Source organism: Kosakonia sp. ML.JS2a, from assembly GCF_025642095.1.
Classification (GTDB): domain Bacteria; phylum Pseudomonadota; class Gammaproteobacteria; order Enterobacterales; family Enterobacteriaceae.
This window is the reverse complement of record NZ_CP106754.1, coordinates 4,208,572-4,225,585: the sequence shown is the minus strand read 5'-3', so window position 1 is coordinate 4,225,585 and position 17,014 is coordinate 4,208,572. Positions and strand designations below refer to the sequence as shown.

The 17,014-nt window shown below is 57.5% G+C and carries 15 protein-coding genes; 8 read left to right on the top strand and 7 right to left on the bottom strand.

Translation table 11 applies throughout. The features are described 5' to 3' along the window. Nucleotides 1–49: 49 nt before the first annotated feature. Complete coding sequence (gene eno, locus N7922_RS20000; protein WP_263097949.1) at nt 50–1,348, top strand: phosphopyruvate hydratase; 1,299 nt, start codon at nt 50–52, stop codon at nt 1,346–1,348. A 67-nt stretch (nt 1,349–1,415) separates the two neighbouring features. On the opposite strand, the gene N7922_RS19995 is transcribed toward eno, so the two are convergent. Continuing rightward, nucleotides 1,416–2,525, bottom strand: coding sequence for an SDR family oxidoreductase (locus N7922_RS19995; protein ID WP_263097948.1), 1,110 nt, complete (start codon nt 2,523–2,525; stop codon nt 1,416–1,418). Between the two features lie 359 nt (nt 2,526–2,884). Next, nucleotides 2,885–3,841: a TPM domain-containing protein gene (locus tag N7922_RS19990; RefSeq protein WP_263097947.1), complete on the bottom strand. Its 957-nt coding sequence runs from the start codon at nt 3,839–3,841 to the stop codon at nt 2,885–2,887. A 204-nt stretch (nt 3,842–4,045) separates the two neighbouring features. Between N7922_RS19990 and queE the strand changes: the two genes are divergently transcribed. Continuing rightward, nucleotides 4,046–4,717, top strand: a complete 672-nt coding sequence (gene queE, locus N7922_RS19985) for a 7-carboxy-7-deazaguanine synthase QueE (protein ID WP_263100964.1) — start codon at nt 4,046–4,048, stop codon at nt 4,715–4,717. A gap of 45 nt (nt 4,718–4,762) precedes the next feature. Here the strand turns inward: queE and queD are convergent, their stop codons facing one another. After that, the gene (gene queD, locus N7922_RS19980) at nt 4,763–5,122 is read right to left on the bottom strand and encodes a 6-carboxytetrahydropterin synthase QueD (RefSeq protein WP_061497441.1); all 360 of its coding nucleotides are present in this window, start codon (nt 5,120–5,122) and stop codon (nt 4,763–4,765) included. Nucleotides 5,123–5,478: 356 nt separating this feature from the next. On the opposite strand from queD, the gene cysJ reads away from it, so the two are divergent. From cysJ to cysH, 3 genes are read left to right on the top strand one after another with little or no spacing between them, the layout of a single operon-like run. Then, nucleotides 5,479–7,284: an NADPH-dependent assimilatory sulfite reductase flavoprotein subunit gene (gene cysJ, locus N7922_RS19975; RefSeq protein ID WP_263097946.1), complete on the top strand. Its 1,806-nt coding sequence runs from the start codon at nt 5,479–5,481 to the stop codon at nt 7,282–7,284. Then, nucleotides 7,284–8,996: an assimilatory sulfite reductase (NADPH) hemoprotein subunit gene (gene cysI, locus N7922_RS19970; protein WP_263097945.1), complete on the top strand. Its 1,713-nt coding sequence runs from the start codon at nt 7,284–7,286 to the stop codon at nt 8,994–8,996. The genes cysJ and cysI overlap by 1 nt, the downstream gene beginning before the upstream one ends. A 59-nt stretch (nt 8,997–9,055) precedes the next feature. Beyond that, nucleotides 9,056–9,790, top strand: coding sequence for a phosphoadenosine phosphosulfate reductase (gene cysH, locus N7922_RS19965; RefSeq protein ID WP_263097944.1), 735 nt, complete (start codon nt 9,056–9,058; stop codon nt 9,788–9,790). Nucleotides 9,791–9,823: 33 nt separating this feature from the next. Here cysH and hpxZ read toward each other — a convergent pair whose 3' ends face one another. Genes hpxZ through N7922_RS19945 form a run of 4 tightly spaced genes read right to left on the bottom strand, consistent with a single transcriptional unit; the run spans nt 9,824 to nt 13,358 of the window. Then, a complete protein-coding gene (hpxZ, locus tag N7922_RS19960) occupies nt 9,824–10,207 on the bottom strand; it encodes an oxalurate catabolism protein HpxZ (RefSeq protein ID WP_263097943.1) in 384 nt (127 codons plus the stop codon). Continuing rightward, complete coding sequence (locus N7922_RS19955) at nt 10,204–11,580, bottom strand: AtzE family amidohydrolase (RefSeq protein WP_263097942.1); 1,377 nt, start codon at nt 11,578–11,580, stop codon at nt 10,204–10,206. Before N7922_RS19955 ends, hpxZ begins: the two co-directional genes overlap by 4 nt. Then, complete coding sequence (gene hpxX / locus N7922_RS19950; RefSeq protein ID WP_061497429.1) at nt 11,577–11,765, bottom strand: oxalurate catabolism protein HpxX; 189 nt, start codon at nt 11,763–11,765, stop codon at nt 11,577–11,579. Before hpxX ends, N7922_RS19955 begins: the two co-directional genes overlap by 4 nt. Nucleotides 11,766–11,774: 9 nt before the next feature. Continuing rightward, nucleotides 11,775–13,358: a gamma-glutamyltransferase family protein gene (locus N7922_RS19945; RefSeq protein WP_263097941.1), complete on the bottom strand. Its 1,584-nt coding sequence runs from the start codon at nt 13,356–13,358 to the stop codon at nt 11,775–11,777. Between the two features lie 117 nt (nt 13,359–13,475). Between N7922_RS19945 and N7922_RS19940 the strand changes: the two genes are divergently transcribed. From N7922_RS19940 to hpxK, 3 genes are all read left to right on the top strand, one after another. After that, nucleotides 13,476–14,315 (top strand): MurR/RpiR family transcriptional regulator, encoded by an 840-nt coding sequence (locus N7922_RS19940; RefSeq protein ID WP_263097940.1) that lies wholly within the window; start codon nt 13,476–13,478, stop codon nt 14,313–14,315. Between the two features lie 204 nt (nt 14,316–14,519). Continuing rightward, a complete protein-coding gene (locus N7922_RS19935; protein ID WP_263097939.1) occupies nt 14,520–15,761 on the top strand; it encodes a pyridoxal-phosphate-dependent aminotransferase family protein in 1,242 nt (413 codons plus the stop codon). Then, a complete protein-coding gene (gene hpxK, locus N7922_RS19930) occupies nt 15,758–17,008 on the top strand; it encodes an allantoate amidohydrolase (RefSeq protein WP_263097938.1) in 1,251 nt (416 codons plus the stop codon). Before N7922_RS19935 ends, hpxK begins: the two co-directional genes overlap by 4 nt. The last annotated feature ends 6 nt before the right edge of the window (nt 17,009–17,014 follow it).

The window sequence follows — 17,014 nt, the reverse complement described above, 5'->3', positions numbered from 1 at the left end:
CGCGTTGTTTGTCTGGAGTTTTAGTTTAACTTGTACTGAGGAAAACCTAATGTCCAAAATCGTTAAAGTCATCGGTCGTGAAATCATCGACTCCCGTGGTAACCCGACTGTTGAAGCCGAAGTACACCTGGAAGGTGGTTTCGTCGGTCTGGCTGCTGCGCCGTCAGGTGCTTCCACGGGTTCCCGCGAAGCGCTGGAACTGCGTGATGGCGACAAATCCCGTTTCATGGGTAAAGGCGTACTGAAAGCGGTTGGCGCGGTTAACGGCCCGATTGCTCAGGCTATCCTTGGCAAAGACGCCAAAGATCAGGCTGGCATCGACAAGATCATGATCGACCTGGACGGCACCGAAAACAAATCCAACTTCGGCGCAAACGCAATCCTGGCTGTTTCTCTGGCTGCTGCTAAAGCTGCTGCTGCTTCTAAAGGCCTGCCGCTGTACGCACACATCGCTGAACTGAACGGCACTCCGGGCAAATACTCCATGCCGGTTCCGATGATGAACATCATCAACGGTGGTGAGCACGCTGACAACAACGTCGACATTCAGGAATTCATGATTCAGCCGGTTGGCGCGAAATCCCTGAAAGAAGCAGTACGTATGGGTTCAGAAGTGTTCCACAACCTGGCTAAGGTACTGAAATCCAAAGGCATGAACACTGCTGTGGGTGACGAAGGCGGCTATGCGCCGAACCTGGGTTCCAACGCAGAAGCGCTGGCTGTTATCGCTGAAGCGGTTAAAGCAGCAGGTTACGAGCTGGGTAAAGATATCACCCTGGCGATGGACTGCGCAGCGTCTGAGTTCTACAAAGACGGTAAATACGTTCTGGCTGGCGAAGGCAACAAAGCGTTCACCTCTGAAGAGTTCACCCACTTCCTGGAAGATCTGACCAAACAGTATCCGATCGTGTCCATCGAAGATGGTCTGGACGAATCTGACTGGGCTGGCTTCGCATACCAGACTAAAGTGCTGGGCGACAAAATCCAGCTGGTTGGCGACGATCTGTTCGTAACCAACACCAAAATCCTGAAAGAAGGTATCGAGAAAGGCATCGTTAACTCCATTCTGATCAAATTCAACCAGATCGGTTCTCTGACCGAAACTCTGGCTGCAATCAAAATGGCGAAAGACGCAGGCTACACCGCTGTCATTTCTCACCGTTCTGGCGAAACTGAAGACGCAACCATCGCTGACCTGGCGGTAGGTACTGCGGCTGGCCAGATCAAAACCGGTTCTATGAGCCGTTCTGACCGCGTTGCTAAATACAACCAGCTGATTCGTATCGAAGAAGCGCTGGGCGAACAAGCTCCGTACAACGGTCGTAAAGAGATCAAAGGCCAGGCATAATCGCCTCAGCCTTAAATGAAAAATGCCAGTCGATTGACTGGCATTTTTTTTGGCTTTTTGACAGCGGCTATTTGAAATCGACTTCCATCTGTTGCGGAATAGACAGACCGTGCGTCGTCTGTACACAGCGGGCGATATAATCGGTAAAGCGCGGCGGCTTTGGCATCCCCATGCTCAGCAGCTTATCATTGCTGAAACGCACGTTCAGACCGGCAAAAGCACCATACAGACGCATGGCTTTCAGCATCAGGCGTTCATTACACGGCCCGAAGATATTTTTCAGCTCGCGGCGCATTTTCACTAAGGTTTCATAGCTTACCTGGGCGTACTTATCGCCAACCGGGGCTTTCTCCAGTGCTTTTGCCATCGCGCGGTCGATATCCGCAAAGCGCACACTGTTCTCTTCGCCTGCGGAAATGTGCACCACTTCGCCGTTAGCAATCTGGCCTTTAAGCAGCATCAGCAGCGCATCGGCGCAATAATCGACAGGGATAACATCGATGCGATCTTCCAGCGAGCAGATAAATTTTTGCAGCATCAGCCCCATGCTAAAGACCCAGAAAATGCTGGTGGAAGGCTGGCAACCATGGCTGGTGTGACCGACGACGATAGACGGGCGTGCAATGACCAGCGGCAACTGCGGGCACTCTGTACGCATCAACTGTTCGATGGTGGACTTAGAGCGGGTATAGGTGACCAGGTGTTCAGCATTCTCGCGAAATTCTGCGCTTTCCGGCACCAGGGAGTCGGGCTCCGGCGTGCATGACATTGCCGTACCGACATGCAGAAAACGTTGTAATCCTGTGACCTGAGACATGCGACGGGCAAAAGTCAGCGTGCCTTCGACATTCACTTTCCACACCAGTGGGTTATTACCGAATGAGGCGACCGCGGCGCAGTTCAGCACATGCGTGACCGACTCCAGTCGCGGATCGTCAAGAAATCCCTCCGGTTCGCCCAGATCGCCAAGCAGAACCTGCTCAGCGGTCAGTCTCTGCAATGTCTCTTCACTGAGGTTAAATTTACGCATATTAGACTTAACGCGCTCAATACCAGCTGCGGCGTTATCCGCCCGAACCAGCAGCAGTAAATGCATTGCTTCATTGCCATTGAGGATTTTTTCTAATACTGCCCCGCCAAGAAACCCGGTCACGCCTGTTATCAATAATGTATTCACGAGTGCTATCTCATCATGGTCGATTTGGCGGATTTTAGGCACAGAAAGCTAAACGCTATGTAAATAAGATGGCGGGGTTTACGGGGGCTTCTTAAGCTTATTTTAAGGAACGTACGAAAGGGGATTGAACTTGGACAGTGAAGCGCAGCGAAAAATTCATCAGAGGATAATGAAATAGTTATCTGGTTGATTTCATGCTGGTTATTTTTCCCGGAAAGGACCGGTATTTATCGGTGCGGATAATTCCAGATGTAAAATAAATAATGTTTGGTTACATCATTTCTGCCCCGATTGAATAACGCGTTGCAGGGAAATGCCCTGCAACGTAATAGTCATTCACCTGGCGTCACAGCATGCGTTTACCAATTGCCTGACGATCCACCGCCATCGCTTGAACCGCCGTCGCCACCGGAGCTGGAACTGTCACTGCTGCTATGGCTTGTGCTATCGCTACTGCTGTAATGCGTGCTGTCGGTGCTGGTCCAGACTGTTGCGGCGCTGCTCAGGTGATTGCTTTGGCGGCTCTCGCGGTATTTCTGCCGCCCTGCGGCGCTCAGGCGCTGAGGATAAATGAACAGGACGCCGAGCACCATAATGAGAATGGCAACCGGAATCGAACCGCTGAACCAGACATAGGGCATCAGCCACGGTGACTGGTCACTGAAAAACAGCAGTATCAGCGTCAGCGGGCAGGCAACAACAAAAAGTACCGCTAATAACCGAAGTCTGCCGGTTATCGTCAGGTAAATAATCACCAGCGCCAGCGCCAGCAGGCTCTTACACAGGGAAAAATACGCAGAAATCTCCTGCCAAAACGTCGGCGGTTCCGCTTTGGGTAAGGGCTGGCTGGCAAGTACGGTACTGATCCCTTCCACGCCCTTTGTGATGCCGGTTGCCAGCTCGCCGGACTTAAAGGGCGGAATGATGTACTCATTGATGATTCTGCTCGCCAGCGCGTCTGTCAGCATCCCTTCAAGCCCGCTGCCCACCTCGATCCGGACGTGTCGGTCCTGCCATGCCACCAGCAACAATACGCCGTCATTACGCTGGGCGTTGCCTAATCGCCAGTGGTTAAACACCTGATAAGCAAACTGCTCAATGGTGTCGCTGCCAGTACCAGGCACCACCAGTACGGCGGTTTGCGTGCCGGAACGTTCATTGAGTGTATTCACCTGGCGGGTAAGCTCCGCGCGTTCCCATGAGGTCAACAGTTCATCCGGATCGTTAACAAAGCCGTTCATCGGCGGAATTGGGGAGGCCAGAGCCTGAGTGGCAAAGCCTGTCAGTACCAGCAACAGTGCCAGTATGCGCGCCATATGCATCATCCTTGCAGGGCAAATAAGAGAGGAATTACCCCAGCATAATAGCGGCTATTCTTCCGGTATGACAATTTGCCATAACTGATAGTAATGCATTTCAGGGTGTTAAAGGCGATCATGGCGCGGGTGGCGCAAATGGCACATGATCGACGGGCGGTAATCTGCAATAATTACCTCTTTATACTTTCAGTAAGAGTGATGATGCAGTACCCGATTAATGAGATGTTCCAGACCTTGCAAGGCGAGGGTTACTTTACCGGCGTTCCCGCTATTTTTGTTCGTTTACAGGGATGCCCGGTGGGTTGCGCCTGGTGCGACACCAAACACACCTGGGATAAGCTTGCGGATCGGGAGGTGTCGCTGTTCAGCATCCTCGCGAAGACCAAAGAGAGCGACAAGTGGGGCGCGGCGAACAGTGAAGATCTGCTCGCCATTATTCAACGTCAGGGCTGGACTGCGCGCCATGTGGTGATTACCGGCGGCGAACCCTGCATTCACGATCTTCTCCCACTGACGGCAACGCTGGAGAAAAACGGCTTTAGCTGCCAGATAGAAACCAGCGGCACTCACGAAGTGCGCGCTTCGCACACCACCTGGGTGACGGTTTCGCCGAAGGTCAATATGCGCGGCGGCTATGAAGTGTTACAGCAGGCGCTGGAGCGCGCGGATGAGATCAAACACCCGGTAGGGCGTCTGCGCGACATTGAAGCGCTGGATGCGCTGCTGTCGCAGCTTGCTGATGATAAACACCGGGTGATTGCCCTGCAGCCCATCAGCCAGAAAGAGGACGCGACGCGGTTATGTATCGAAACCTGTATCGCCCGCAACTGGCGGCTGTCGATGCAGACGCACAAGTATCTGAATATTGCCTGATACACAAACCCGCCAGCGGCGGGTTTGTTGTTTACGACGTGTGGATCACCCGCGGTAGACGCACCCGGCGGTGCAGGTCTCTTTCACCATTACCGCGCTCAGCAGCGGCACGACGGGCTTCATCTGATCCCAAATCCATTTCGCCAGCACTTCGCTGGTCGGGTTTTCCAGTCCCGGGATCTCATTCAGGTAGTAGTGATCGAGTCGGTCGTAGAGCGGTTTAAACGCCGCTTTCAGTTCCGCAAAGTCCATGATCCAGCCGGTATAAGGATCCACCTCGCCGGTGATCTCCAGGCGCACCATAAAAGAGTGGCCATGCAGACGACCGCACTTATGCCCCTGCGGTACATGCGGCAGATGGTGAGCGGCTTCGAAGGTGAAATCTTTAAACAACGTGGTAGACATAATGCACTCTCTGGCTAAAAAAACCGCCGCATGGTAGCGGAAATGACCTTTTTTAGCATTAATTAAAATCACTAAAAGCGGTTAACATCGACGGAACAGAATGTAAAGTCTGTTTTATCTATAAAATTCAATGAGTTGATTAACCTGTTTTAGTGTTAATAACTATAACCAAAACAGGTTAGTTCTTTTGGTTATTTGTTATTTCCAACCTTTCTTTAATTGTTATTATCCCCACCGTTAACCTTAGTTTCACTTCGGTTTTTTCTACATTATAACCCCGCAGGATTTTGCGTTGCTGCCTACCCGGAGGCGTCGTGAAAAGCGAAGGGGATTTTGCTACTGGAACATAACGACGCATGACGACTCAGGTCCCACCTTCCGCGTTGCTCCCGCTCAATCCGGAGCAACTGGCGCGCCTTCAGGCGGCCACCACTGATTTAACTCCCACCCAGCTTGCCTGGGTTTCCGGCTATTTCTGGGGCGTGCTGAACCAGCAGCCTGGCGCGGCGGCAACGGCTCCGGCGCCTGCTGTGGCGATCCCGGGCATCACGCTGATTTCCGCCTCGCAAACGGGCAACGCCCGTCGCGTCGCCGAAGCGCTGCGCGACGATCTGCTGGCGGCAAAACTCAACGTCACTCTGGTCAACGCGGGCGACTACAAATTCAAACAGATCGCCAGTGAAAAACTGCTGGTGGTCGTGACCTCTACGCAAGGGGAAGGCGAAGCGCCGGAAGAAGCGGTTGCGCTGCATAAATTCCTGTTCTCCAAAAAAGCGCCGAAGCTGGAGGGCACTGCGTTTGCGGTCTTTGGCCTTGGCGATACCTCGTATGAGTTCTTCTGCCAGGCCGGGAAAGATTTCGACAGCAAGCTGGCGGAACTGGGGGCAGAACGCCTGCTGGATCGCGTCGATGCAGATGTGGAATACCAGGCAGCGGCGGCCGAGTGGCGCGCCCGCGTGGTGGACGTACTGAAAGCCCGCGTACCGCAAGGCACGCCTGCGCAGGCGGTTGCGAGCGCAACTGGCGCCGTGAATGAGGTGTTCTCCAGCCCGTACAGCAAAGACGCGCCGCTTACCGCGAACCTGTCGGTAAACCAGAAAATCACCGGGCGCGGTTCTGAGAAAGATGTTCGCCATATCGAAATCGATCTGGGTGACTCAGGCTTGCGTTACCAGCCTGGCGATGCGCTGGGCGTGTGGTATCAAAACGATCCGGCGCTGGTGAAAGAGCTGGTTGAACTGCTGTGGCTGAAAGGCGACGAGCCGGTTACCGTCGACGGTAAATCGCTGCCGCTGGCAGAAGCGTTGCAGTGGCATTTCGAACTGACGGTCAACACCGCCAACATCGTGGAAAACTACGCCACGCTGACCCGCAGCGAGTCCCTGCTGCCGCTGGTGGGCGATAAAGCGCAATTGCAGCATTACGCTGCCACCACGCCGATTGTCGATATGGTGCGTTTCTCCCCTGCGCAACTGGATGCCGATGCGTTGATTGGCCTGCTGCGTCCGCTGACGCCGCGCCTCTATTCGATTGCCTCTTCGCAGGCGGAAGTCGAGAGTGAAGTGCATGTCACCGTTGGTGTGGTGCGCTATGACGTGGAAGGCCGCGCCCGTGCTGGCGGCGCGTCCAGCTTCCTTGCCGATCGCGTAGAAGAAGAGGGCGAAGTGCGGGTGTTTATCGAGCACAACGATAACTTCCGCCTGCCTGCAAACCCGGAAACGCCGGTCATTATGATTGGCCCGGGTACCGGTATTGCGCCGTTCCGCGCCTTTATTCAGCAGCGCGCCGCTGATGACGCGCCAGGCAAAAACTGGCTGTTCTTCGGTAACCCGCACTTCACGGAGGATTTCCTCTACCAGGTGGAGTGGCAGCGTTATGTGAAAGAGGGCGTGCTGAACCGTATCGATCTGGCCTGGTCCAGAGATCAAAAAGAAAAAGTCTACGTACAAGACAAACTGCGCGAACAGGGCGCGGAACTGTGGCGCTGGATTAATGACGGTGCGCACATTTATGTCTGCGGCGACGCCAATCGCATGGCGAAAGACGTTGAGCAGGCTTTACTGGACGTGATTGCCGAATTCGGTGCGATGGATGCCGAAGCGGCGGATGAATTTTTAAGTGAGCTGCGCGTTGAGCGCCGTTATCAGCGAGATGTCTACTAATGAGCGAAAAACATCCTGGCCCACTGGTGGTCGAAGGAAAACTGGCGGATGCCGAGCGTCTTAAAGACGCAAGCAATTACCTGCGCGGCACCATTGCTGAAGATCTGAACGACGGTCTGACCGGTGGTTTTAACGGCGACAACTTTCTGCTGATCCGCTTTCACGGCATGTATCAGCAGGATGATCGCGATATTCGCGCCGAGCGCGCCGAGCAGAAACTGGAGCCGCGTCATGCCATGATGCTGCGTTGCCGTCTGCCGGGCGGCATCATTACGCCTAAGCAGTGGCTGTCGATCGATAAGTTCGCCGACGATAAAACCCTTTATGGCAGCATTCGTCTGACTAACCGCCAGACGTTCCAGTTTCACGGCATTCTGAAAAAGAACGTGAAACCGGCGCACCAGATGCTGCATGAAGTCGGTCTTGACGCGCTGGCGACCGCCAACGACGTGAACCGCAACGTGCTTTGCACCTCGAACCCGATTGAGTCGGAACTGCACGCCGAAGCTTACGAATGGGCGAAAAAACTCTCTGAGCACCTGCTGCCGCGCACCCGCGCGTATGCGGAAATCTGGCACGATGCCGAGAAAGTCGCGACCACGGACGAAGAGCCGATCCTCGGTAAAACCTATCTGCCGCGTAAATTTAAAACCACGGTGGTGATCCCGCCGCAGAACGATGTTGATCTGCACGCCAACGACATGAACTTTGTGGCGGTGGCGGAAAACGGCAAACTGGTGGGCTTCAACCTGCTGGTCGGTGGCGGTCTCTCCATTGAGCACGGCAATAAGAAAACGTACGCCCGTACGGCGAGCGAATTCGGCTACCTGCCGCTGGAGCACACGCTGGCCGTCGCGGAAGCGGTGGTGACCACGCAGCGCGATTGGGGCAACCGCACCGATCGTAAAAACGCGAAAACCAAATACACGCTGGAGCGCGTGGGCGTCGACACCTTTAAAGCGGAAGTCGAGCGTCGCGCTGGCATCACATTTGAACCGATCCGTCCGTATGAGTTTACCGGTCGCGGCGATCGTATTGGCTGGGTGAAGGGGATCGACAATAAATGGCACCTGACGCTGTTTATTGAAAATGGCCGTATTCTGGATTATCCCGGCCGCCCGCTGAAAACCGGCATGCTGGAAATTGCTAAGATCCATAAAGGCGACTTCCGCTTAACCGCCAACCAGAACCTGATTGTGGCGGGCGTCCCGGAAAGCCAGAAAGCGAAAATCGAGAAACTGGCCCGTGCGCACGGGTTAATGGACGCGGTCAAACCGCAGCGTGAAAACTCCATGGCCTGCGTGTCGTTCCCGACCTGTCCGCTGGCGATGGCGGAAGCCGAACGTTTCCTGCCCTCTTTCGTCGACAAAGTGGAAGCGGTGATGGAGAAACACGGCGTGGGCGATGACCACATTGTGCTGCGCGTGACCGGCTGCCCGAATGGCTGTGGCCGCGCGATGCTGGCGGAAATCGGCCTGGTCGGCAAAGCGCCGGGACGCTATAACCTGCATATTGGCGGTAACCGTATTGGTACGCGGATCCCGCGGATGTACCGTGAAAACATTACGGAAGCGGAAATTCTCAACGCGATTGATGAGCTGGTCGCGCGTTGGGCGAGTGAACGCAAAGAGGGTGAAGGCTTCGGCGATTTCACCGTCCGCGCCGGCATCATTCGTCCGGTGCTCGATCCCGCGCGGGATTTCTGGGAATAACGCAGCCTGCAAGCCTGATAAGCGTCGCGCTATCAGGCAACGAACACAGTGAGGAACGTATGTCCAAACTCGATCTTAATGCGCTGAACGCGCTGCCGAAAGTTGAGCGAGTGCTCCAGCTTGCCGAAACGAATGCGCAGCTCGAAACGCTGAGCGCTGAAGCGCGTGTCGCCTGGGCGCTGGAAAACCTGCCGGGCGAGTATGTGCTCTCATCAAGCTTCGGTATTCAGGCGGCGGTAAGCCTGCATCTGGTCAATCAGATCTGTCCGGGCATCCCGGTGATCCTCACCGATACCGGCTATCTGTTCCCGGAAACGTACCAGTTTATCGACGAGCTGACGGACAAGCTCAAGCTCAACCTGAAAGTCTACCGCGCTGAGCAAAGCCCGGCCTGGCAGGAAGCGCGCTACGGCAAACTGTGGGAGCAGGGCGTTGAAGGCATTGAGAAATACAATGACATCAACAAAGTCGAGCCGATGAATCGCGCGCTTGCGGAATTAAACGCGCAAACCTGGTTTGCCGGGCTGCGCCGTGAGCAATCCGGCAGTCGCGCCAACCTGCCAGTATTAGGCATCCAGCGCGGCATGTTTAAAGTGCTGCCGATTATCGACTGGGATAACCGCACGGTATACCAGTACCTGCAAAAACACGGGCTGGGCTACCATCCGCTGTGGGATCAGGGTTATCTCTCGGTCGGCGATACCCACACCACCCGTAAATGGGAGCCGGGGATGGCGGAGGAAGAGACCCGCTTCTTCGGCCTGAAACGCGAATGCGGGCTGCACGAAGGTTGATGTATCTCCCCCTCCCGTATGGAGGGGGTTTTCTCACCCCATCAAGCTCACATGCGCTGCCACAATGCGCCAGCCCCACGGGAATTTCACCCACGTCTGCATCTGTCTGCCCACGCGTTCGCTGTTCTCACGGGTAAATTCCGTACTGGCCACCGCCATATCCTCGCCGAACGTGGTGATGGTGGTATTGCGCAGCAACCTGTCCAGCCCGGCGGAAGGGCGTGAATTTCGAAAATCACGAATGGCGGCAATGCCATACAGATTCTCCGTCGCGCCATAACGCACGGTGCGCTCATCGTCCCAGAACAGCTCATCCAGCACGTCTACATCATTGCTTATCAGTGCCTGCTCGTAGCGGTAAAAGGCCGCCGTCACTTCGTTGAGGATCGCCGGGCGATCGATATTGTCTCGGTTCATGCTGCGTCCTGTGGGTAAAGTATTCCGGCTTGTTCGAGCCGCCATGCTGCCTGTAAACAACGGGTTTCCTGCCAGGGCGCGCCAATAATCTGCACGCCAATCGGCAAGCCGCTACGGGTTTTTACCGGTACGGTGACCACCGGCAGGCCCAGAAAGGAGATCGGCTGCGTTAGCATACCCATACTCGCTTTCACCGGCAGATCCGCCCCGTTAATCCGCATGGTCGGCGCACCAATCAGTGTTGCGCTACAGGGCGTTGCCGGCGCGAGCAGCAGGTCAAGCTGGTCAAACAGCGGTAAGGTTTTATCGCGAAACCAGGCGCGGAAACGCTGTGCCTGGGTGTACCAGGCTGAAGGCGTCATGGCCCCGGCCAGCAGACGTTCGCGGGAGTTCGGTTCAAAGCGCGACGCTTCGCTGCGCAGTGCGGGAAGATAGTGATTTCCCCCTTCCGCTGCCGACAACAAAAACGCCGCTGAACGCGCCAGTTCGGCTTCCGGTAGCGTCACGGTGCGATCTGCGCTCAGCGCCTGGGCTACGGCGTTGACGGCCTGCCGTGCATCGTCATCGCACCAGCTTGAGAAGTAGCCATCCAGCACTGCGCAGCGTAACGCGTTGCCTGCGGCAAGGCCTGGCAGGGCAATATCGGCGGCACGCGCGGACTGCCAGCGATCGTCGTTATCGCGCCCCTGCAACGCATCATACACACGTGTCAGATCCTCCGTGCTGCGTGCCAGCGGGCCAATATGATCGAGGCTGGCGACAAACGGGTGGCTACCCGTGCGGGAGAGACGACCAAACGTGGGTTTCAGGCCATAAATACCGCACAGCGACGCCGGTACGCGAATCGATCCATTGGTATCGGTGCCGAGGGCGAAATTGACCATACCCGCCGCCACAGCCGCGGCGGAACCACCGGACGATCCGCCCGCCACACGTTGCGGATCGCGCGGGTTGCGCGTTGCGCCATAGTGGCTGTTTTCCGTGGTGAAACCGTAAGCGTAGGCGTCCATATTCAGCGCCCCGGCAAGCGTCGCCCCGGCGCGGGTGAGCTGGCGTATGGCAAAGGCATCCTGGGTGGCCGCCGGTTGGGTGCTGAACAGTTCGGCACCGGCAAGGGTGGTGATCTCTGCGATATCAAACAGGTTTTTTACCGCATAAGGCACGCCTGCCAGTGCAGGCAGCGGCTCACCCTGGGCGATGCGCACATCAATACGCGCCGCTTCCGCCCGTAAGCGCGACGCGGTGATAGCGGTGAAGGCATTAAGCTGCGGGTTGTGCTGCTCAATGTGCGCCAGGGTGCGCTGCGCCAGTTCGCTGGCGCTAAAGGTTTTTTCCCGCAGTCCGCGTTGAATATCGCCAATCGATAAGCTCATAGGCGGTACTCCCCGGCGCCTTCCTGGCGGTGCGGTAAGGGGAAGGCCATTAACGGTTGCGCCATGGCGGCGATACGGGTGAGCTGCACTTCCAGTTCCGCGCGGCGGGCATCATCCAGCGGCACCGCCAGCAGTTGCTCCATCAGCCGGATGTAGGTTGGCCAGTCAAAATCAGTGGTGTTCATTATTGCTCCTTAAAAACCGGCTGCGCTGCCATTGCTGCGTGGATCGAAAGCCCCTTCCAGCATGCCATTGGCATGGCGAAGGATCGCGCCAGCATGTCCGGTGGCTTCACTTAAGCCGGGCAGCCATTCCACCTCATGCCCCATCTCGCGCAGTGCGAGGAAGGTCTCTTCACTAAAACCGCCTTCCAGTTTCAGGCTTTCCGACGCCTGTCCCCAGGTGCGCCCCAGCAGCCAGCGTGGTGCGCAGACCGCCGCCTGTAACGGCATACCCTGCATCACATGGCGGGTAAAAATGGCGGCCTGGGTTTGCGGTTGACCGTCGCCGCCCATCGTGCCGTACACCATGGTACGCCCGTCGTTGAGCCGCGCTGCTGCGGGGTTTAAGGTATGGAAGGGTTGCTTGCCCGGCATTAACGCCAGCAAATGCGACGGATCGAGGCTAAAGGCCGCGCCGCGGTTTTGCAGCAGAACGCCGCTCTCCGGTAGCACCACGCCGCTGCCAAATTCATGGTAAATGCTCTGGATAAACGAGACCGCCAGACCATTTTTGTCGATCACACCCATCCACACCGTATCTCCCGGCCCTTTGCCCTGGCCCCAGGGCGCTGCGCGCTGTTCATCAATGCTGTCAGCCAGCAGTGACAGCGGCGCTTGCTCAAGCAGGCTTTGTACCGGCAGCGTGACGTGGCGCGGGTCGGTGATGTAGCGGTCGCGCAGGCCGAACGCTTTTTTGGTCGCTTCCACAATACGGTGGATGGTTTGCACGTCGCTCGCCTGGGCCATGTCCAGATGATCGGTGATGCCGAGGATTGCCAGTGACACCAGTCCTTGCGTGGGCGGCGTCATATTAAACACCTCGCCCTGGCTGTGGCGGAGTTTTAGTGGTACGCGGCGCTGAGCGCGGTGATTGGCCAGATCCTGGGCGGTAATGGGGATGCCCAGCGTTTGCATCTCATCGTCCATCAGCTGCGCGAGCCCCCCGCGATAAAAGCTGTCCAGCCCTTCGGTTGCGAGCCGGGTCAGGGTGCGGGCCAGCGTTGGCTGGCAAAAACGGCTGCCTGCCTGCGGCGCTGCGCCTTGTGGCAAAAAGGTGTTGGCGAAACCGGGCACGTCCACCAGTTCCTGAAATTTACTTTGGCTGGCGCTGGCCTGCGACTGCGTGACCGGAATACCGTCCGCCGCGTAGCGAATGGCATCAGCCAGCAGGCGCGACAGGGGTAACGGCGCAGCGCCCAGCGCGGCGGAAACCGCTAACGCCTCATCCCAGCCGCTGAGCGTGCCGGGTACAGTGAGCGCGGCAAGCGGGCCGCGATGAGGAATATGGGCATGTCCGGCATAAAACGCCTGAGTCGCCCGTTGCCCGGCCGCGCCGCTGGCGTCAATGGCGAGCGGTTCGCCTTCCGGCGGCACAATCAGCCAGAAGCCGTCGCCGCCAATGCCGTTCATATGCGGGTAGGCCACCGCAATGGTCGCGGCGGCGGCAACCATCGCCTGAATGGCATCGCCGCCGTGGCGTAAAACCGACAGCGCCGACTCACTGGCGAGATGGTGCGGGGTCACCGCCATGCCAGAGGGGGCCATATTACTTTGCATCGTCACGCTTCCTTTAGTCTTCGGTAAGTGGAGAAGACTAAGCAAGAGCTGTTCCAGATTGACGACAAGCGTTTCACTGTGTCAGCTTATCGTGAAACAAAAGTTGCAGGAGAGGCTATGCAGCAGCTGGATGAACGTCTGCGGGAGTGCTATGACCAGCTTTCCCCGCAGGAACAACGCGTTGCGTCATTTATCATCGATCATTTTGACGATCTGGTGAGCTATAACAGCGCAGAACTGGCGCGGCTCAGCGGGGTGTCGAAAGCCACCGTCAGTCGTCTGTTTAAACGGCTAGGCTACGATCGTTTTAAAGAGATGCGCGACGAGTTACGCACCCTGCGCCAGAGCGGAATGCCGCTGACGGAGAACCGTGATGCCGTGCAGGGCAATACGTTGCTGGCGCGTCATTACAAGCAGGAGATGGCAAACCTGACCCAATGGGTCAATGCGCTCGATGCCGGGCAATTTGCCGCGGTGATCGCCGCGCTTGGCGAGGCCCGGCGGATCGTGATTATTGGCCTGCGCAACAGTGCACCGGTGGCGCTGCATTTGCGCCAGCAACTGCTGCAAAGCCGGGGGCAGGTGATGGTGTTGCCGCAGCCGGGGCAGACGCTGGCGGAAGAGTTGGTGGATATCACGCCTGCCGACATGGTGGTGGTGGTCGCGTTTCGCCGCCGTCCGCGCGTGGTGCGCCCGGTACTGGAGGCGCTCTATCAGCAGGGCGTACCGGTGCTGGCGATCAGCGAGCCGCAGGCAACCAGTATCAAAGCGCTGTGCCGCTGGCATATTGGGCTACCGCTGGACAGCGTCTCAGCATTTGATAGCTACAGCTGCGCCATGAGTCTGGTGAATTTACTGGCGAACGCCTTGCTGCATACCACCCTGACCGCAGGGCGGCAGCGCATTCATCACATTGCATCGTTGTACACCGATCTGGATGAACTGGAACAACGGTAGTGCACTGTAATGGTGCTTTTGCACCACCATGATGATGCATAACGGGGCGCGTGACGTCCCGTTTTTTATGGCTTAATCGTGCTAAATACCCCGTTAATCCAGGACTGGCTTCGTCTTTTTGTCTGTGGCACATTAGTTGCAGAAATATCATCAAAGAATCTTTCGTTTCATCATCTGTGCTGTCGCACATCAAAGGACGCGCCCATGTTCGATTTTCAGCAGTTCCCGCAAATAAACCCGCCTCAACGCTTGTTAATGGGGCCGGGGCCGATCAATGCCGATCCGCGCGTGCTGCGTGCCATGGCGAGTCAGTTAGTGGGGCAATACGATCCGGTGATGACCGGCTATATGAACGAGGTGATGGCGCTCTACCGCCAGGTGTTCCGCACGCAGAACCGCTGGACGATGCTGGTGGACGGCACCTCCCGCGCGGGTATTGAGGCGATCCTCGTGTCGGCCATTCGTCCGGGAGATAAAGTGCTGGTACCGGTATTTGGTCGCTTTGGCCATTTGCTGTGTGAAATTGCCCGTCGCTGTCGTGCGGAAGTACACACGATCGAGGTTCCCTGGGGCGAGGTCTTTACGCCGGAGCAGATCGAAGACGCGATCGTTCGGGTTAAGCCGCGCCTGTTGCTGACGGTGCATGGCGATACCTCCACCACTATGCTGCAACCGCTGGAGCACCTCGGTGAGATCTGCCGCCGTCACGGTGTGCTGTTTTATACCGACGCGACCGCCTCGCTGGGCGGTAACGCGCTGGAGAGCGATGCCTGGGGGCTGGATGCGGTCTCCGCCGGTTTGCAAAAATGCCTGGGCGGCCCGTCCGGTAGCTCGCCGGTGACCCTAAGCCCGGCGATGGAAGCCGCGATCCGCGCGCGTAAATGCGTGGAACAGGGGATCCGTACCGACGCGCATCAGGACGGCGCGGATGAGATGATCTACTCCAACTATTTCGATCTTGGCATGGTGATGGATTACTGGGGCCCGGAACGTCTGAACCACCACACCGAGGCGACCAGCATGTTATTTGCCGCCCGCGAATGCGCCCGCATTATGCTGGAGGAGGGCATGGATGCGCTGATCGCCCGCCATGAACTGCACGGTCGCGCGCTGCTGGCGGGCATCCAGGGGATGGGGCTGGCGGTATTCGGCGATGTCACCCACAAGATGAATAACGTGCTGGGGGTGATAATTCCGCAGGAAGTGCATGGCGAAGAGGTGCGTAAACGGCTGCTGGATGATTTCCATATTGAGATCGGGACGTCGTTTGGTCCGCTACAGGGCAAGATCTGGCGCATTGGCACCATGGGGTATAACGCACGGAAAGATTGCGTCCTGCAAACCCTGACGGCGCTGGAAGCCGTGCTTAACCGTCTGGGGTTGCGTACCGTTCAGGGCGCGGGCATGCAGGCCGCGTGGGATATCTACGACGGAGCGAACGGATGATGACCGCAGAGGAGGCCGCCCGCGCCGCAGAGCGGGTAATGGCGCGCTGCGATGAACTCGCGTGTATCAGTGAAACGCCGGGGCAGCTAACCCGCGTCTATCTGTCGCCGGAACACCTGCGGGCCAACGCATTGGTCGCCACGTGGATGCAGCAGGCGGGGATGCGCACCTGGCAGGATGCGGTAGGCAATATTTGTGGGCGCTACGAAGCCGCCTCGGAAGGCGCTCCGGCGGTGCTGTTGGGGTCGCATCTTGATACCGTGCGCGATGCCGGGCGCTACGACGGCATGCTGGGCGTGTTGACCGCCATTGAAATTGTCGACGGGCTGCACCGGGCAAACGTGCGTGGAACCCAGGCGATTGAGATTGTGGGGTTTGCCGATGAAGAAGGCACCCGTTTTAATATCACGCTTCTTGGCAGCCGCGGTCTTACCGGAAGCTGGCCCGCTGAATGGCTGGCGTGTGAAGACGCACAGGGGATAAGCGTGGCGCAGGCGCTGGCGCACGCCGGTCTTGATGCGGCGCGTATTGGCGATGCGCAACGCCCGGCGGCGGATTTCTCAGCCTATCTGGAGTTGCATATCGAGCAGGGGCCGGTGCTTGAGCAGGAAGACCTGGCGATCGGCGTCGTCACGGCCATTAACGGCGCTCGCCGTTTGCACTGCCGCTTTACCGGCGAAGCCGGGCATGCTGGCACTGTACCGATGAGCCATCGCCGCGATGCGCTTGCCGCCGCAGCGGAATGGATGGTGTTGATTGAGCATGCCGCGCGGCAAGCCGCTCCGGAGCTGGTTGCCACCGTGGGAACCTTGCAGTGTGAACCCGGAGCGGTCAATGTGATCCCCGGCGTGGTGTCGCTGACGCTGGATATCCGTAGCCCCGATGACCCGCAGCGGGAAACGTTGCTGAACCACTTACTGGCGCAGGCCACGCGCATTGCAGAACAGCGCGGCGTGGATTTTAGCCACGATATTTTTTATACCATTGCCGCCACACCGTGCGATGGCGCATTGCGCGACAAACTGGCTGATGCGGTGCGAAACGTTCAGCGGCGGGTGTTGCTGTTGCCCAGTGGCGCAGGCCATGACGCGATTGCCATTGCCGAACGTTGGCCGTCGGCCATGCTGTTCGTGCGTTGTGAAAAAGGCATTAGCCATCACCCGGCGGAAAACGTCATGGTGAGTGATGTGGCGCTGGCGCTTCGGGCGATGAGCCTGGCGGTGCGTGAATTGGTGCTGAAGCCGTAGCGCGCT